Origin of the sequence: Streptomyces sp. CA-251247 (genome assembly GCF_050952975.1) — a bacterium.
Taxonomy (GTDB): domain Bacteria; phylum Actinomycetota; class Actinomycetes; order Streptomycetales; family Streptomycetaceae; genus Streptomyces; species Streptomyces achmelvichensis.
The window spans coordinates 3,958,553-3,972,463 of the sequence record NZ_CP191861.1 but is presented as its reverse complement, the minus strand read 5'-3'; the positions used below and the strand labels follow the sequence as shown (position 1 = coordinate 3,972,463).

Below are 13,911 nucleotides of genomic sequence, written 5' to 3'. Positions count from 1 at the left end.
ATGACGAAGGCCCCGACGGTTCGCCGTTCGGGGCCTTCGGTGTTGTCCGGGCTGGCCGGCCCGGGCGGGGACTCAGGGCGCCGTGAAGAGCTCCGGGAAGCGGGGAGCGAGCCAGGGCCTGCGGCCCCAGGCCAGCACCCGGCCCCGGGCGATGGCGCCCCGCGGGTCGCAGCGCCCCAGGGCCATGAGCAGGAAGGTCACCGGCTCGGTGAGGATGGTGCAGTCCGGGCGGCCGGGCGTCCGGGCCTCCACCGCGGCGCTGCCGTCGGTGAAGGTCACGCCGAAGCGGGCGCCTCCCCAGAGGCGGATCGTGTACGCGGCGTTCAGCCCGGCGGCCGTGGCGGCGTCGACCACCCGTGGCATGGCCACGATCAGGAAGGGCAGGGTCAGCCCGACCCGCGCCCGGTCGATCATGTGCGGACGGCCGAGCGCACGGGCGAGGTCGTAGCCGTGGCCGAGCATGTGCGTCAGCAGGTACGACCCCAGTTCCGCCCGGCTCATCGGGCCGAGCGGGGTGAAGACGGTCTCGTCGGGGGAGTTCCGGTCCGCGGCGTCGAGGAAGGCGGCGGCCTGTTCCACGATCATCGCGGCCAGGGGGGCGGCGTCGCGCTCGGCGAATGCGGCGAGCGCGCGTTCGTTGGCGGCTGCCAGGCTCTGCGGCGTGCCGTCGCCGTGGCTGCGCTCCCGCCCCGCCGCTATGTCGGCCATCAGCTCGTTGGCCTGCGCGAGATGGGCGGCTGCCGCTCCGAGGCTCCACTGCGAGTCCGGTACCGGGATGGCGGTGTCGCCGGCCCCGCGCAGCAACGCGGCGATGTCCTCGGCGGTGTCGCGTATCGCGTCGGCGAGCCCCTCGGGGAGTGTTCCGCGTACGTCATGTCCTGCTGTTCCTGTCACGGCTCTCCCGGTCCCGGTCCCTCATCCACGGCGGACTTCCACGGCGGATCGCACGGTCCCGCCGGCGAACCTGTTCGAGATCGCCCGCGGTAGACAACCAGGTCGCGGTCACGACGACAAGGTTTCGGTCACGACGAGAAGGGTGCTGGGGCGACCCGCCGGTGGTGGGGTTCCGGATGACCAAAGAATCGAACATATGATTGAATTTGGCCCATGGCCCACACCGCTTTCCCGTCCGACCTGGTGCAGGCCCAGCGCGACTGGAACCGCACATATGCGCAGCTCGCAGAGGGTGCACCGGACGGCACGACGTTGCGCCGCCGCCTGCTGAGACTGTCGGTGCGCCTCCTGTGGCACCCGTTCTGGGAGACGGAGCGCGGCCGGTCACCGGCGGCCCGGGTCGAGCTTCGCCGACATGCTCGGGAACAGGCACAGGCGTGGGAAGAGGCACGGGCACGGGAACGGGCACAGGCGCGGGACGAGGCGCAGGCGCGGGATCGGGATGTGCCGGTTCGCGACTCGTTCCGCGACCGTGAGATGCCGGCTCGGGACACCCGCCGCGTCAGGGATGCGCTCAGGTGATCACTCGTGCCGGTGGTCCTGCCCGCGTGTCCTCGCAGGCCGGCTCCCCCGGCGGGAGAGTGGTCGGATGCGTCTGCGGATCACGTTCATCGCCCTGGCCGTGCTCGTGGCCTCGACCGGCTGCGTCGCGGTGCCCCATACCGGGAAGCCGGGCACCCCGGGCCTGGCGCCGGCGGGCGACCGGTCGACGGCGCCCCTGGAACCACGGCCGACGGAACCCCTGGAAGCACGGTCGACGGAACCCGTGAACCCACCCCATCGCCCGACCCAGGAGGCCGTGCGCGAGACGCTCGCGGTGACCGGACCGGGCGCGGCGGCCACCGGGGCACCGGCGCGCCAACACCCCGAGGATCGGCCGGTGTCGGCTCCGCGCCGCGGGGCACAGAAGCCACCGGCGAGGCGCGCCCGGCCCGCGGCCGAACGACGTGCCCAGCCTCCGCGCCCCCGGCGGCCGCGCCCGGCCGTCCGGGCCCCGCGCCCCCGGCAGACGTACGACATGCGCGGCCTGTGTGCGATCTCCGACGGCATCACCGATCCGTCGCTCACGAAGCTGTGCCGCGGCGCGTACGGCCGATGACGATGACAGTTCTGATCAACTCCCGCGCACACACAGCCATTTCGCCGTGGCAGACCCGTCTCCGCCCCCCGTCCGCGAGGGGTGGTTCCGTCGGCGGTTGCACCCGTAACTCACCAGTTCCCACGGGATGTCCGCAACCGGTGACCACGGAATGCCGTTAGCGACTAGCCCTGCCTTCTCGACCTGCCTGGGAGTCCTTCTGTGGCCGCAGACACCATCAGTACCCACCCGCCCGTGCCCGGTATGAACCCCGTCCCCGGCCAGGCTTCCGACGACCGCCCTGCCGAACGGCAGGTGGAGGAGCGGGACTTCACCTTCGCGGGCTTCCGCTACACATGCCGTGTCGCGCGAGGCGCGCGTCCCGGTGCCGAGCCCATCCTGGTGCTGGGCGGATCGTCGCAGGACCGCTTCTCCTGGACGCGCCACGAGAAGTGGCTCTCGCACGCGCATTCCGTCATCACCGTGGACCTCCCCGGCTACGGCAGCGCCGACTTCCTTCCGGCGACGTACGGCATCGACTTCCTCGCCGCGGCCGTACGGGACCTCCTCGACTCTCTGGAGCTGCGCCGGGTCCATCTCGTGGGCGCCTGCTACGGCGGTGCCATCGGTTTGCGGTTCGCCCAGCACTACCCCGACCACGTCGCCCGGCTGATGCTCGTCGGTATGACGACGAGGATCCCGGACGACTATGCCGCGGCCATGGTGCGCTGGGACGGCATGATCCGGAAGGGGCAGACGGAGACGATCGCCCGTGAACTGGCCGACCGCTTCATGTCCCCGCCCGGCCACGGCCGCGTCCGCAAGCACGCCGCCGTGGCCCGCCTGGTCCACCAGCAGATCGCGTCGCAGAACCCCGAACAGCTGCGGAAGTCGGCGGAGCACAACACCCGTCTGATGCGCCACGAGTGGTACCGCCCGGAGCCGGTGCCGCACATCCCCAACCTGGTCGTCACGGGCGAGCACGACACGCTGACCACCCCCGCCATGGGCCGGGACGTGGCCGCGTGTCTTCCGGCGGGCCGGTTCATGACCATCGACGAGACCGACCACCTCGCGCCGGTGGAACGCATCGCCGACTTCGCGGACCTGGTGACGCGCTTCTGCACCGACAGAACCCTGGAAGGGCTGTCCTACGCGGCGGAGCCGGAGAGCGTCGCGTTCGCCGGGGCGTCCTGACGCCGTGAGGGCCGGTCGTACGAGGGAACACGGTGCCGCCCGGCACCAGGGGTCCCCCTCCGGCGCCGGGCGGTCCCGCATCGACAGCGTCCCAGGTCTGCCGGTGCGATCGGTGGCAGTGGCCGCCGCTCGCGACCCCTCCCGCCACCATCGATTCGGAACCGGGCCGCCCGGTGATTGGTCACTTGAGAGAACATCACCCGCCCGGTCCACCACGGGCCCGGCGCGGCCTGTCCCGCATGGCCTGCGGGCATGTCCTCGATCGCCGGACGGACTGAAGGTGAACGCCCTTGTCGGCAGCAGGCTCTTTGGGCTTCGCCGCGTAAGGGCGGGTGGATCCAGCCCCGCCGGCGTTTGAGGCGCGGGGTCCGGGGCGGAGCGCCGCAAGGGGGCCGCGCTTCGTAGCGAGCCGGGTGGTCGAAAATGCGGGTCCGCCGCGGGACAGCGCTGTCGGTTTCCGCCGCGGTGATCGAACGATCTTCATTCGCCTGAGTGATGCACCAATCCGCCCGCCGTCCTGGTTCCGAACTGTGTTTGTGACGATGACCAGGACGAACATCTGCCGGAACGGGTTGGCCGCGGTGAGCGGCCTGCTCTCCGGCTGTGCGGCGCTCGCCGTCGCCGAGTTGGTCTCCGCCGCCGTCAGGCCCGAGGCCGGACCGGTCACCGCGGTGGGCGGAGCGGCCATCGACCGGACGCCCGCGGGCGTCAAGGACTGGGCGATCCGCAGCTTCGGGACGAACGACAAACTCGTCCTCCAGCTCGGGATCCTGGCCACGCTCGCCGCCTTCGCCCTGGTGCTCGGGCTCGTCGCGCTGCGCTTCCGGCGCGTGGGGTCGGCCGGTGTCCTGCTCTTCGGCGTGGTGGGTGCGGCCGCGGCCGTCGGCCGCCCCGATTCGACCGGAGCGGTGGACGGGCTTCCCTCGTTCGCCGGCGCCATCGCGGGGGCGGCGTTGTTGTACGTCCTCGTCTGCCGGCTGACGGCCCGCCGCGAGGCGGCCGATGCCGGTGCCGAACTCGGCTGGGACCGGCGGGGGTTCCTCGCCACCGCGGGCGCGGCCGCCCTCGTCTCGGCCGGCGCCGGAGCTCTGGGCCGCGGCCTCAACACCTCGCGCGGGAAGGACGCCGTCGCCTCACGCGCCGCGGTGAACCTCCCGGCTCCGGGGTCCCCGGCTGCTGCCGTCCCGGCCGGGGCCCGGCTGCGAGCACCGGGCATCAGCTCCTTCACCACGCCCAACAAGGACTTCTACCGGGTGGACACCGCGCTGGTGGTCCCGAAGGTCGACGCCACCCGCTGGCGGCTGCGTATCCACGGAAAGGGCGTCACGCGCCCGGTCACGTACACGTTCCAGGACCTGCTGGCACGGGAGTTGATCGAACGCGACATCACCCTGACGTGTGTGTCCAACGAGGTCGGCGGGCCGTACGTGGGCAACGCCCGCTGGATCGGGGTGCGGCTGGCCGACCTGCTGCGCGAGGCGGGCGTCAGGCCGCCTCGCCGGGGCGGCCCCGCCGACCAGCTCGTCGCCCGGTCGGTGGACGGCATGACCCTGGGCACGCCGGTCGACGACGTCATGGACGGCCGTGACGCGATGCTCGCGGTCGGGATGAACGGCGAACCGCTGCCGCTCGTCCACGGCTTCCCGGTTCGCATGATCGTCCCCGGCCTGTACGGATACGTGTCGGCCTGCAAGTGGATCGAGGACATCGAACTCACCACGTTCGCCGACTACGACCCCTACTGGGTGAAGCGGAAGTGGGCCCGCAAGGCCCCCATCAAGACCCAGTCGCGGATCGACACCCCCAAGCCCTTCGCCCGGCCCGCGGCAGGCACCGTCATGGTCGCCGGTGTCGCCTGGGCCCAGCACCGCGGCATCGACCGGGTCGAGATCCGTGTCGACGACGGCCCCTGGCGTCCCGCCGACCTCGCCGCCCAGGCCACCACCGACACCTGGCGGCAGTGGTCCTACCCGTGGAAGGCCACGCCGGGCAGCCACACCCTCACCGTCCGCGCCACCGACCGGACGGGCGAACTCCAGACCGACAGACGTGCCCGCACCATCCCCGATGGAGCGAGCGGCCGGCACTCGGTGGTCGTCACCGTCGACTGAACCGGCACCCCCGGGCCTGCCCCCACAGGTTCTTCAACCCCGCGTCGGTGACACACCGTCACCAGGCGAACACTCAAGGAGACATCATGAACGCCCTTCGCTTCCGCCGTGCCGCCGTCGCCGTGGCCGCCGCCGCGGCGCTGCCGTTGACCCTGACCGCCTGCGGCGGCGACGACAGCTCCGGATCCGCCTCCGACAAGGCGTCCACGGCGACTCCGTCGACGGAGAAGTCGATGCCCGCCGACGACGCCGCCACGGCGGACGGTCCGTTCGGCCCGGCCTGCGCGTCGGTGCCGAAGGACGGGGCGGGCAGCTTCGACGGCATGGCCAAGGACCCGGTCGCCACCGCCGCCTCCAACAACCCGGCGCTGTCCACCCTGGTGGCCGCGGTGAAGAAGGCAGGTCTGGTCGACACGCTCAACAACGCCGAGAACATCACGGTGTTCGCGCCGACCAACGACGCCTTCGCCAAGATCCCGAAGGCCGACCTGGACAAGGTCCTCGCCGACAAGGCCATGCTCACCAAGATCCTGACCTACCACGTCGTGGGCCAGAAGCTCACTCCGCAGCAGCTCGAGAGCGGTTCCTACGCCACCCTCGAGAAGACCCAGCTCACGACGGCCGGTTCGGGTGAGGCGTACAAGGTGAACGACGCCTCGAACGTGGTCTGCGGCAATGTGCCCACCGCCAACGCCACGGTCTACATCGTGGACACCGTACTGATGCCGAAGTAGCGGCAACTGCCCACCGGGCAGGCGGAATCGACCGGGGCGGCCCCTGCGTGCGGGGGCCGCCCCGGCGCGTTGTGGTGGGGCAGGGGACGCCCGGTCGTGAGCGTGAGACCGGGTGACCGGCGTCGTCCACCCGTACGCACGCGGCGGGCACCGGGACTGTCCCGGTGCCCGCCGCGTTTCGTTGTTCCGGCCCCCGGCTCAGGCGGGGAGGGTGATCGCGCCGAGCGGCACGGTCGTGGGCTGCGGAGAGCCCCCGGCCGGCTCGACGGTGACCGCCACGGCGGTCGCGTCGCCCACCGGTCCGTCGAGCAGGGCGAGTTGCCTGCCCGAGGCGCTCTGCAGCAGTCCGGCCGGACGGGGATTGCCGCTCCCGGCGTACCAGGCCTCGTACACCTTGTCCGCCGGCAGTTCCGGCAGTCCCGCGACGACCAGCGCCGCGGCGTCCTCGCTGCGCGAGACGGCGACCGTGGCGGTGGCCCCGCCGGACAGTGCACGCGTCTGAAGGCGGGCGTCGGGCGCCGCCAGCACATCCGCGACACTCGCCTCCCGTTGCTCGGCCTGACGCGCCGCTGTCCGTGCGCTGTCCGCCTCCTCGTGCTGCCACACGGCGATACCGCCGAAGGCCGCCGCGGCCGCCACACAGGCCGCCATGACGAGGCGGGGGAGCCGCTGCGCGGGCCGTCGCATCCGTTCGCTCGTCAGCAGCTTGAACTCCTGACGGGTGCCCGCCGTGCGCCGCAGAACGCTGTCCCTCATCGCGTCGGGAGGCGTGACGGCGACGGCCAGACCCAGCCGGGCGGCCGTGGCACGGAGCTCGGCGACCTCCTGCCGGCATGCCTCGCAGGCGGCCAGGTGCGTCTCGAAGGCCGCCCGTTCGTCCTCGGGCAGTGCGTGCAGCACATAGGCGCCGGTGGCCGTGTGCAGGTCGGCCGTGGTCATGCCGTCACCCCCAGGCAGTCGCGCAGGCGGATCAGTCCGTCCCTCAGCCGGGTCTTGACCGTGCCCAGAGGGAGCGAGAGCGACTCGGCCACCTGCTTGTAGGTCAGCCCCTTGTAGTAGGCGAGGGTCACGGCCTCTCGCTGGATGTCCGTGAGAGTCCGTACGCAGCGGCGGACCTGCTGCCACTCCAGACGCGTCTCGACGTGTTCCGTCACCTCGTCGAAGGGGGTGGTCCGGTCCAGAAGCGCCGCCTTGTATTCGCGGTCGACGCTCGCCTGCACGGCCCGCACCCGGTCCACCGCCCGGCGGTGGGCCAGGGTCATGATCCAGTTCTTCGCGCTGCCGCGTTCGGGCTCGAACCGCGCCGCGGTCCGCCACACCTCGACGAGCACGTCCTGGGTCACCTCCTCGGACTGGGCCGGATTCCGCAGTACCTGGCGCACCATTCCCATGACGGGCGCACTGACCAGGTCGTACACCCGGGCGAACGCGTCATGATCTCCTTGGGCTGTCCGGATCATCAGCGCGTCGAGATCGCGCTGTGTCGACGGCTGCCCGGTTTCCTGTCCGCGGTCGGCGGATTGCACCTGGATTCCTCACTGACCTGCTCGATGGTGCCGTGGATGGCGCATGGGACGTTTTCGCTGTCTATGTCACTACTGGTCATTACTGGTTCGTCACCGGAGCGCAGAGGGATTGGTCCACGGCACGGCCAGTGCGTCCCGGGCAGGTCCGTGCGGGCGAGGCGCGAGCGCGCAGGTCAGCCGATGTGCGACAGCGCGGGGCTCCGGCGCCGTACGAGAGCCGTACGAGAAGCGAGCAGCGCGCACCGTCCGGCCGGGTGCCGACCGGCGGCGGCTACAGGCCGAGGAGCGTGAGCCGGTACGGATCCGGGGCCGCCGGGGCCTTGCCGGGCACCCGGCTGCGATACCGGAGACACCTTGCCCGCTGACGAGTCGGCGAGGTTTGAATCGCCTTTCTCGGCGCACGCGGTAATCGAACAGTGAATTACTTCGAGGGGCAGGGGATCACACATGGGCATCATCGCCTGGATACTCATCGGTTTGCTCGCCGGCATGATCGCCAAGGCTCTGATGCCTGGCAAGGACCCCGGCGGCATCATCATCACGATGCTCATCGGCATCGCCGGCGGCCTTCTCGGAGGCTGGCTCGGCAAGGTCATCTTCGGCGTCGACTCCATCGACGGCTTCTTCGATCTCTCCACGTGGGTCGCGGCCGTCGTGGGCTCGCTCATCCTGCTCGTCCTCTACCGCCTCGTCACGGGCAACCGCCGCTCGCACCGGCACGCCTGACCTCGCACAGCGGACGCGCAAGCGGCCCCCGCCCTTCTCGGGCGGGGGCCGCGCCGTGCGGGGCACAAGGCCTGCTACGCCCCGGGCCGGGGGCGTCCGCTCTCAGCCCTGGGCCTGGATCTCCGCGTCGGCAACGGCGATGGCGATGCCGAGTGCGGCGGTGAGGTTCCCTGCCGCCGTCATCACGCGGGCCGTGCCCACGATGGGGGCGATGGCGACCAGGACGTCCTGCAACTGTTCGGCGGTGATACCGGCCCTGAGAGCCGGGTCGATATGGGCCGCGTAGGAGATCGGCGGAGCGTCGGAGGCTGCGAGGGCCGCGATGCGGGTCAGCAGGAGCATGTCCGGGGGTAGTCCGCAGCGTTCGACGGAATCGATCGTCATGGCGGCGAGAGTGTCCAGGACAGGGGTTTCCGATGCAGTGGACATTTCTGTCCCTCCTGAATGTGTGTCCCGTGAATGTGTGTCCCGACGGAGGAAAGCGCGGCGGAAGGAGCGGATGTCCGCTGTCCGGGGTCGGATTCGACGTCGGATTCGGTCCGATGCCGATGGGGATTCGCTGGGCGCGAGCGTCGGGATTCCCTTCAACCCTAGAACCCATCCGCGCCTTGCGCATGGCACGTGATACGCCGCGGCGGGGCCCGGCCGCCGGGGTGCAGCTCCCAGCCCGCGCGGGCCAGGCAGCCGCGTGTCAGGCTGGATTCCAGGGCCGCGCCACCTTCGTCGAACGGGAGGGGCAGCGGCACCGGCACGCCGGCAAAGGAGACAGCGCGTGGAAGAGAGGGCATTCATCCAGGCGGTCTCGGAGCGCACGGGCCTGTCGCGACAGGAGTCGGCCGATCTGACCCGCGCGACGCTGGAGACGCTGGCCCATCGGCTGAGTTCCGGTGAGAACCGGAACCTGATGCCGGAGCTCCCCGACGGTCTGGCGGAGTCGGTCCGACGCGGTGCCACCGCCCAGATCGAGGTTTTCGACTACGCGGAGACCGTGCGGCGTGTGGCCGAGCGCAATGTGCTCAGGACGGACGAGGCCGACAGCGGCGTCCGTGCGGTGCTCGGCACCCTTCGCGAGGCGATCAGTGAGAAGGAGTTCGGGCATCTGATGTCGCAGCTCGGATCCGACTTCTCCCAGCCGATCGCCGACTGACCGTCGCCGACCGATTTCCCTTCGCGTCATCTGCCGGGGGCGCGCCCCGCTGTCACGCTCAACGGGGAGGAAAACTCCACCGCGTGGGCTCGAAGGTGTCCTGCATCGGGAATCCGAACGCCTTCCGCGGATGCATCTCGTAGACCCCGTACGGCGGCCCTCCGGAGGTGGGCGCCCCGTACTCGGGCGTCGAGTTCCTCGCCGACGACCTCCGTCGGCCAGGCGAACACCTCCTGCATCGTCCGCGATGCCAACTGCAACCGCTCGCGGTCGGTCACCCGCTGGGCCAGTCCCTCCACCACGACATGCAGGAATCCGATGTCGGTGGTGATCGTGGCACGTCCGTCCGCGCGCATGTTCCGGCTCTTGACCGCGTCGTGCTTCGAGGCGACGACGAAGGACGACCCCGTCCACGCCGCGAACACCGGCCGGACGTGCGGTGACCCGTCGCGGCCCACGGTCGCCAGCCAGGACGTGGCGGAACCCTTCCGCAGCTCACCCGACACCATCTCCCAGTCGGCCGGGGGAAGTTCCGCGTCGCCGTCGGGTTGTGTGCCCCTGCCCCGGCGAGGAATCACCTCGGTGATCGGCTCGATCCGTGTCATGGGATGTCCTCCTCGATTCCGATCTCTTGCGGCGGGCCGGTCTTCTTTCGCACGGTGGTCTTCTTTCCGCACGGTGGTCTTCTTTCGCACGGCCGGTCCGCTCGGCAGAACTCTGCCGCGTGGCACGCGCGTCATCCCGTCGGACTCGCCTCCGCGAGTGCACTCACCTCCGCGCGTGCACTCACCTCTTGGCGACGTCGAACACGAGGTGCGTCACGCGGTCCCCGCGGACGATCTGCGACGGGTTGTCGAACAGGATCGGGTCGTCCAGCGCACCGGTCGCGAAGAACGGGCGGCCCGAACCGAACACCACCGGCACGAGATTGACGACGACCTGGTCGAGGAGACCGAGCCGCAGTGCCTGGCCTCCGATCTGGCCGCCGGCCACGTCGACGAGCCGGTCGCCGGCGAACTCCTGCGCCGCGTCGATGGCCGCCTCGACACTGTCGACGAACGTGAACGGCGCCGTGCCGGCATGCTCCCAGTCCGCCGGTGGTTCGTGGGTGACCACGAAGACGTGCTCACCCGCGACGGGCACGCCGTTCCAGCCGTTCGTCAGGTCGAACAGACGCCGGCCCATGACGATGCAGCCGACGTCCCGGTACTGGGTGAGCATGAAGTCGGCCGACGCCTGCGTGGTCCGGCTCTCGCCGCTTCCGCCGGGGAAAGACCAGGTGACGTCTCCGTTGCCGTACCAGTCGAAGAGCGGGCCGACCTCGTCCTTGTCGTCGGCCATGAAACCGTCCAGTGAGACCACCGCGTACATCACTGCCTTGCCCATCCCGGCTCTCCCTCGTCCGTGGCTCCGCTTCCCGCCCGGTCCTGCCCAGTACTGACTGTGCTGCCCCACCGAAGTCATCGGCCGCCGCGACGGTCAGCGGTTCGGGTCCGCGACGCTCAGCGGTTGGGGCCCGCCGCGACGGTCAGCCGTCGGCGGTCAGTCGTCGGGGGCCGGGCGCCGGGTCGGCCGTCGGGGGTCCGGCGGGTGGCCGGTTCGCCGCGGAATGCAGCGGCCTGCGGGCACGGCGGGAGTTAGGATCCGGGCCATGGCCCTGACCAGGAACGCCGTCGACCGGTTCGAGGCCTCCAGGCCGCGCCTGGAGGCCATCGCCTACCGCCTCCTCGGCTCCGCGAGCGAGGCCGAGGACGCCGTGCAGGACACGTTCCTGCGCTGGCAGGCCGCCGACGTGGACCGCATCGAGGTCCCCGAGGCCTGGCTGACGAAGGTCCTCACCAACCTGTGCCTCAACGAGCTCACCTCGGCCCGCGCACGCCGCGAGACCTATGTGGGGCAGTGGCTCCCCGAGCCGCTGCTCGCCGGAGACCCGATGCTCGGCCCGGCGGACACCGCCGAGCAGCGCGAATCGGTCTCGTACGCGGTCCTCACCCTGCTGGAACGCCTGACTCCCAACGAGCGGGCGGTGTACGTGCTTCGCACGGCCTTCGACTACCCGCACCGGGAGATCGCCGAGATCCTCGACCTCACCGAGGCCGCCTGCCAGCAGATCTTCCACCGCGCCAAGAAGCACGTCGCGCACGGCACGTCCCGTACAGAGATCGACGAGGACGCCGCCCGGCGGATCGTCGAGGAGTTCCTCGCGGCCGCCACCAGCGGGCAGACGGATCTGCTCGTGAAGATGCTGACCAAGGACGCCGTGTCGGTCGGCGACGGCGGCGGAAAGATCCCGGCCAAGGCCACTCCGTTCGAGGGCGCGCTCGCGGTCGCGAAGTTCATGCGGGGCCTGTTCAAGCCGAGCAAGGCCAAGCGCAACCTGATCGGTGGCTCGCCCGGGGTCTACGCCGCGACCGCCAATGGCGTCCCCGCTGTCGTGGCGGTCGTCGACGGCCGGGTGGTCGGCATCATGTGCGTGGAGGTCGGCGCCGACGGCATCACCGCGTTCCGCAACCAGGTCAACCCCGACAAGCTCGACCGTGCGACCCGGCGGTGGGCGGCCACCGACCACGGGGAACCCCTGTTCACGGCCTTCTGATCCCGATGTGACCTGCTTCACATCCGGTTCCTGTCAGGAATCGGCGGGCTGCCCGGTTCAAGGGGCGAAACCGTGCGAGACAGGAGCCCTGACATGCAGCACCGCATCATCGTTCTCGGAGCCGGGTACAGCGGAGCCATCGCCGCCGGGCGACTCGCCAGGCGACTGCACCGCGAGGACGTCGCCGTCACCCTCGTCAACGCCGAGTCCGACTTCGTCGAGCGGGTCCGCAACCACCAGCTGGCGGTCGGCCAGGACCTCAAGGCCCGGCCGTTCAGCGAGATGTTCGCCGGCACCGGTGTCGAACTGAAGCTCGCGAAGGTCACCGGCGTCGACGTCGACCGCAAGACCGTCGCCGTGGTCGGCGCGAACGGCGACGGCGCGGCCGAGGAACTGTCGTACGACACCCTGGTCTACGCCCTCGGCAGCGCCTGGAACGACCAGGGCGTGCCCGGCACCGAGGAGTACGCCCACCAGATCGCCAGCCGTCCGGGAGCCCTCCGGCTGCGCGAGCGCCTGGCCCGGCTGGACGCGGGCGAGACCGTGGTCGTCGTCGGCGGCGGCCTCACCGGCGTGGAGGCCGCGACCGAGATCGCCGAGGCCCGCCCGGACCTCGACGTCGCCCTCGCCGCCCGCGGCGAACTCGGCGACTGGCTCTCGCCCAAGGGCCGCGCCCACCTGCGGAAGGTCTTCGGCAAGCTCGGCATCACCGTGCACGAGCACGCCGCCGTCACCGGCGTCGAGGCCGACCGCGTCACCACCGCCGACGGCACGGCCGTCCCGGCCGCGGTCACCGTGTGGACCACGGGCTTCGCGGTCCACCCCATCGCGGAGGCCACCGCCCTGGAGGTCACGGAAGCGGGCCAGATCGTGGTCGACGGGACCATGCGCTCGGTCTCGCACCCGGACGTGTACGCGGTCGGCGACGCGGCCATGGCGATGGGCCCCGCCGACAAGCCGCTGCGGATGTCGTGCGCCACGGGCACCCCCATGGCATGGCAGGCCGCCGACGCCATCGCGGCACGCATGACCGGCCGCAAGCTTCCGAAGACGCCGCTTCGCTACTTCAACCAGTGCATCTCGCTGGGCCGCAGGGAAGGCCTGATCCAGTACGTCACCGCCGACGACCGCTCGGTCAACGCGGCCCTGACCGGCCGGCTCGCCGCGGTCTACAAGGAACTGGTCTGCAAGGGCGCGGCCTGGGGAGTGGCCAACCCCCTCCTCGGCCTCCCGGCCCGGCCCCGCCGCGTACTGCCGCAGCCGACGGGAGCGGGCGAGCCGGTCACGGCGTCGTGACGCACGCCTGCACCGCTTCAGGGGCGAGGCGGGGTGAGTTGGTGGAAGCGGCTGCTGCGGGACGCAGGGGTCCGGGACGGCCGCCTGCATGACGCTCGTCACACCGCGGCGACATGCTCCGGGAGCCGCAGCAGGTCGGCTGAGACGGGCAACTGAGACGGTCAACGCCGAAGGGCCCCACCTTGCGGTGGGGCCCTTCGACGTATTGCCCGGTGAGAGCAATGGCGGAGGATACGAGATTCGAACTCGTGAGGGGTTGCCCCCAACACGCTTTCCAAGCGTGCGCCCTAGGCCACTAGGCGAATCCTCCGCCGCAAACAATACAAGACGTTGAGGAGTGCTCGCGAACCTGTTCCCGGGGGCCCGGCCCGGGGGATCGAGCACCGGTCGTCATCGGGTAACCTGGGCGCAGCCCCTCACGTGGCGCTATCTGACTGAACTCCCCCAGGGCCGGAAGGCAGCAAGGGTAGGTTGGCTCTGGCGGGTGCGTGAGGGGCGTTTTGCGTTCCGGGGTGTCCGCCTTCCGGATGTGGGCGTCGCCGGTGA

15 protein-coding genes, 1 tRNA gene and 1 other RNA gene are annotated in these 13,911 nt (G+C 71.1%); 10 read left to right on the top strand and 7 right to left on the bottom strand.

What is annotated here, in order from left to right; translation table 11 throughout:
- Positions 1-72: 72 nt before the first annotated feature.
- A complete protein-coding gene (locus tag ACQPWZ_RS17450; protein ID WP_433571799.1) occupies positions 73-894 on the bottom strand; it encodes a maleylpyruvate isomerase family mycothiol-dependent enzyme in 822 nt (273 codons plus the stop codon).
- A gap of 213 nt (positions 895-1,107) precedes the next feature.
- On the opposite strand from ACQPWZ_RS17450, the gene ACQPWZ_RS17445 reads away from it, so the two are divergent.
- From ACQPWZ_RS17445 to ACQPWZ_RS17425, 5 genes are all read left to right on the top strand, one after another.
- Positions 1,108-1,476: a hypothetical protein gene (locus tag ACQPWZ_RS17445; protein WP_433571798.1), complete on the top strand. Its 369-nt coding sequence runs from the start codon at positions 1,108-1,110 to the stop codon at positions 1,474-1,476.
- Positions 1,477-1,543: 67 nt separating this feature from the next.
- On the top strand, positions 1,544-2,053 hold the full coding sequence (locus ACQPWZ_RS17440) for a hypothetical protein (protein ID WP_433571797.1): 510 nt from the start codon (positions 1,544-1,546) through the stop codon (positions 2,051-2,053).
- Between the two features lie 201 nt (positions 2,054-2,254).
- Positions 2,255-3,229: an alpha/beta fold hydrolase gene (locus tag ACQPWZ_RS17435; protein WP_433571796.1), complete on the top strand. Its 975-nt coding sequence runs from the start codon at positions 2,255-2,257 to the stop codon at positions 3,227-3,229.
- A 542-nt stretch (positions 3,230-3,771) separates the two neighbouring features.
- Entirely contained in the window at positions 3,772-5,340 is a 1,569-nt protein-coding gene (locus ACQPWZ_RS17430) for a molybdopterin-dependent oxidoreductase (RefSeq protein WP_433571795.1), read from the top strand.
- 86 nt (positions 5,341-5,426) lie between these two features.
- A complete protein-coding gene (locus tag ACQPWZ_RS17425) occupies positions 5,427-6,074 on the top strand; it encodes a fasciclin domain-containing protein (protein WP_433571794.1) in 648 nt (215 codons plus the stop codon).
- A gap of 198 nt (positions 6,075-6,272) precedes the next feature.
- Here the strand turns inward: ACQPWZ_RS17425 and ACQPWZ_RS17420 are convergent, their stop codons facing one another.
- Both ACQPWZ_RS17420 and ACQPWZ_RS17415 read right to left on the bottom strand, forming a co-directional pair.
- Positions 6,273-7,013, bottom strand: coding sequence for an anti-sigma factor (locus ACQPWZ_RS17420; RefSeq protein ID WP_433571793.1), 741 nt, complete (start codon positions 7,011-7,013; stop codon positions 6,273-6,275).
- Positions 7,010-7,600: a sigma-70 family RNA polymerase sigma factor gene (locus ACQPWZ_RS17415; RefSeq protein WP_433571792.1), complete on the bottom strand. Its 591-nt coding sequence runs from the start codon at positions 7,598-7,600 to the stop codon at positions 7,010-7,012. Before ACQPWZ_RS17415 ends, ACQPWZ_RS17420 begins: the two co-directional genes overlap by 4 nt.
- A 447-nt stretch (positions 7,601-8,047) precedes the next feature.
- On the opposite strand from ACQPWZ_RS17415, the gene ACQPWZ_RS17410 reads away from it, so the two are divergent.
- Positions 8,048-8,326, top strand: a complete 279-nt coding sequence (locus tag ACQPWZ_RS17410) for a GlsB/YeaQ/YmgE family stress response membrane protein (protein WP_340473979.1) — start codon at positions 8,048-8,050, stop codon at positions 8,324-8,326.
- Between the two features lie 102 nt (positions 8,327-8,428).
- Here ACQPWZ_RS17410 and ACQPWZ_RS17405 read toward each other — a convergent pair whose 3' ends face one another.
- Positions 8,429-8,755 (bottom strand): carboxymuconolactone decarboxylase family protein, encoded by a 327-nt coding sequence (locus ACQPWZ_RS17405; RefSeq protein WP_327682613.1) that lies wholly within the window; start codon positions 8,753-8,755, stop codon positions 8,429-8,431.
- Positions 8,756-9,098: 343 nt separating this feature from the next.
- Between ACQPWZ_RS17405 and ACQPWZ_RS17400 the strand changes: the two genes are divergently transcribed.
- Positions 9,099-9,473, top strand: coding sequence for a DUF2267 domain-containing protein (locus tag ACQPWZ_RS17400; protein ID WP_340473978.1), 375 nt, complete (start codon positions 9,099-9,101; stop codon positions 9,471-9,473).
- A 26-nt stretch (positions 9,474-9,499) separates the two neighbouring features.
- Here ACQPWZ_RS17400 and ACQPWZ_RS17395 read toward each other — a convergent pair whose 3' ends face one another.
- Both ACQPWZ_RS17395 and ACQPWZ_RS17390 read right to left on the bottom strand, forming a co-directional pair.
- Positions 9,500-10,078 carry a pyridoxamine 5'-phosphate oxidase family protein gene (locus ACQPWZ_RS17395; protein WP_433571791.1) on the bottom strand — a complete coding sequence of 193 codons (579 nt, stop codon included), beginning with the start codon at positions 10,076-10,078 and terminating at the stop codon, positions 9,500-9,502.
- A gap of 181 nt (positions 10,079-10,259) precedes the next feature.
- Entirely contained in the window at positions 10,260-10,859 is a 600-nt protein-coding gene (locus ACQPWZ_RS17390; RefSeq protein ID WP_340473976.1) for a dihydrofolate reductase family protein, read from the bottom strand.
- Positions 10,860-11,124: 265 nt separating this feature from the next.
- Here ACQPWZ_RS17390 and ACQPWZ_RS17385 point away from each other — a divergent pair, with 265 nt between their 5' ends.
- Both ACQPWZ_RS17385 and ACQPWZ_RS17380 read left to right on the top strand, forming a co-directional pair.
- Entirely contained in the window at positions 11,125-12,069 is a 945-nt protein-coding gene (locus ACQPWZ_RS17385; protein ID WP_356704161.1) for an RNA polymerase sigma-70 factor, read from the top strand.
- A gap of 93 nt (positions 12,070-12,162) precedes the next feature.
- Positions 12,163-13,365 (top strand): NAD(P)/FAD-dependent oxidoreductase, encoded by a 1,203-nt coding sequence (locus tag ACQPWZ_RS17380; RefSeq protein ID WP_433571790.1) that lies wholly within the window; start codon positions 12,163-12,165, stop codon positions 13,363-13,365.
- Between the two features lie 222 nt (positions 13,366-13,587).
- Here the strand turns inward: ACQPWZ_RS17380 and ACQPWZ_RS17375 are convergent.
- Positions 13,588-13,675, bottom strand: a tRNA-Ser gene (locus ACQPWZ_RS17375).
- A 98-nt stretch (positions 13,676-13,773) separates the two neighbouring features.
- Here ACQPWZ_RS17375 and ffs point away from each other — a divergent pair.
- An RNA gene (gene ffs / locus ACQPWZ_RS17370) (signal recognition particle sRNA small type) lies at positions 13,774-13,868 on the top strand.
- Positions 13,869-13,911: the final 43 nt, after the last annotated feature.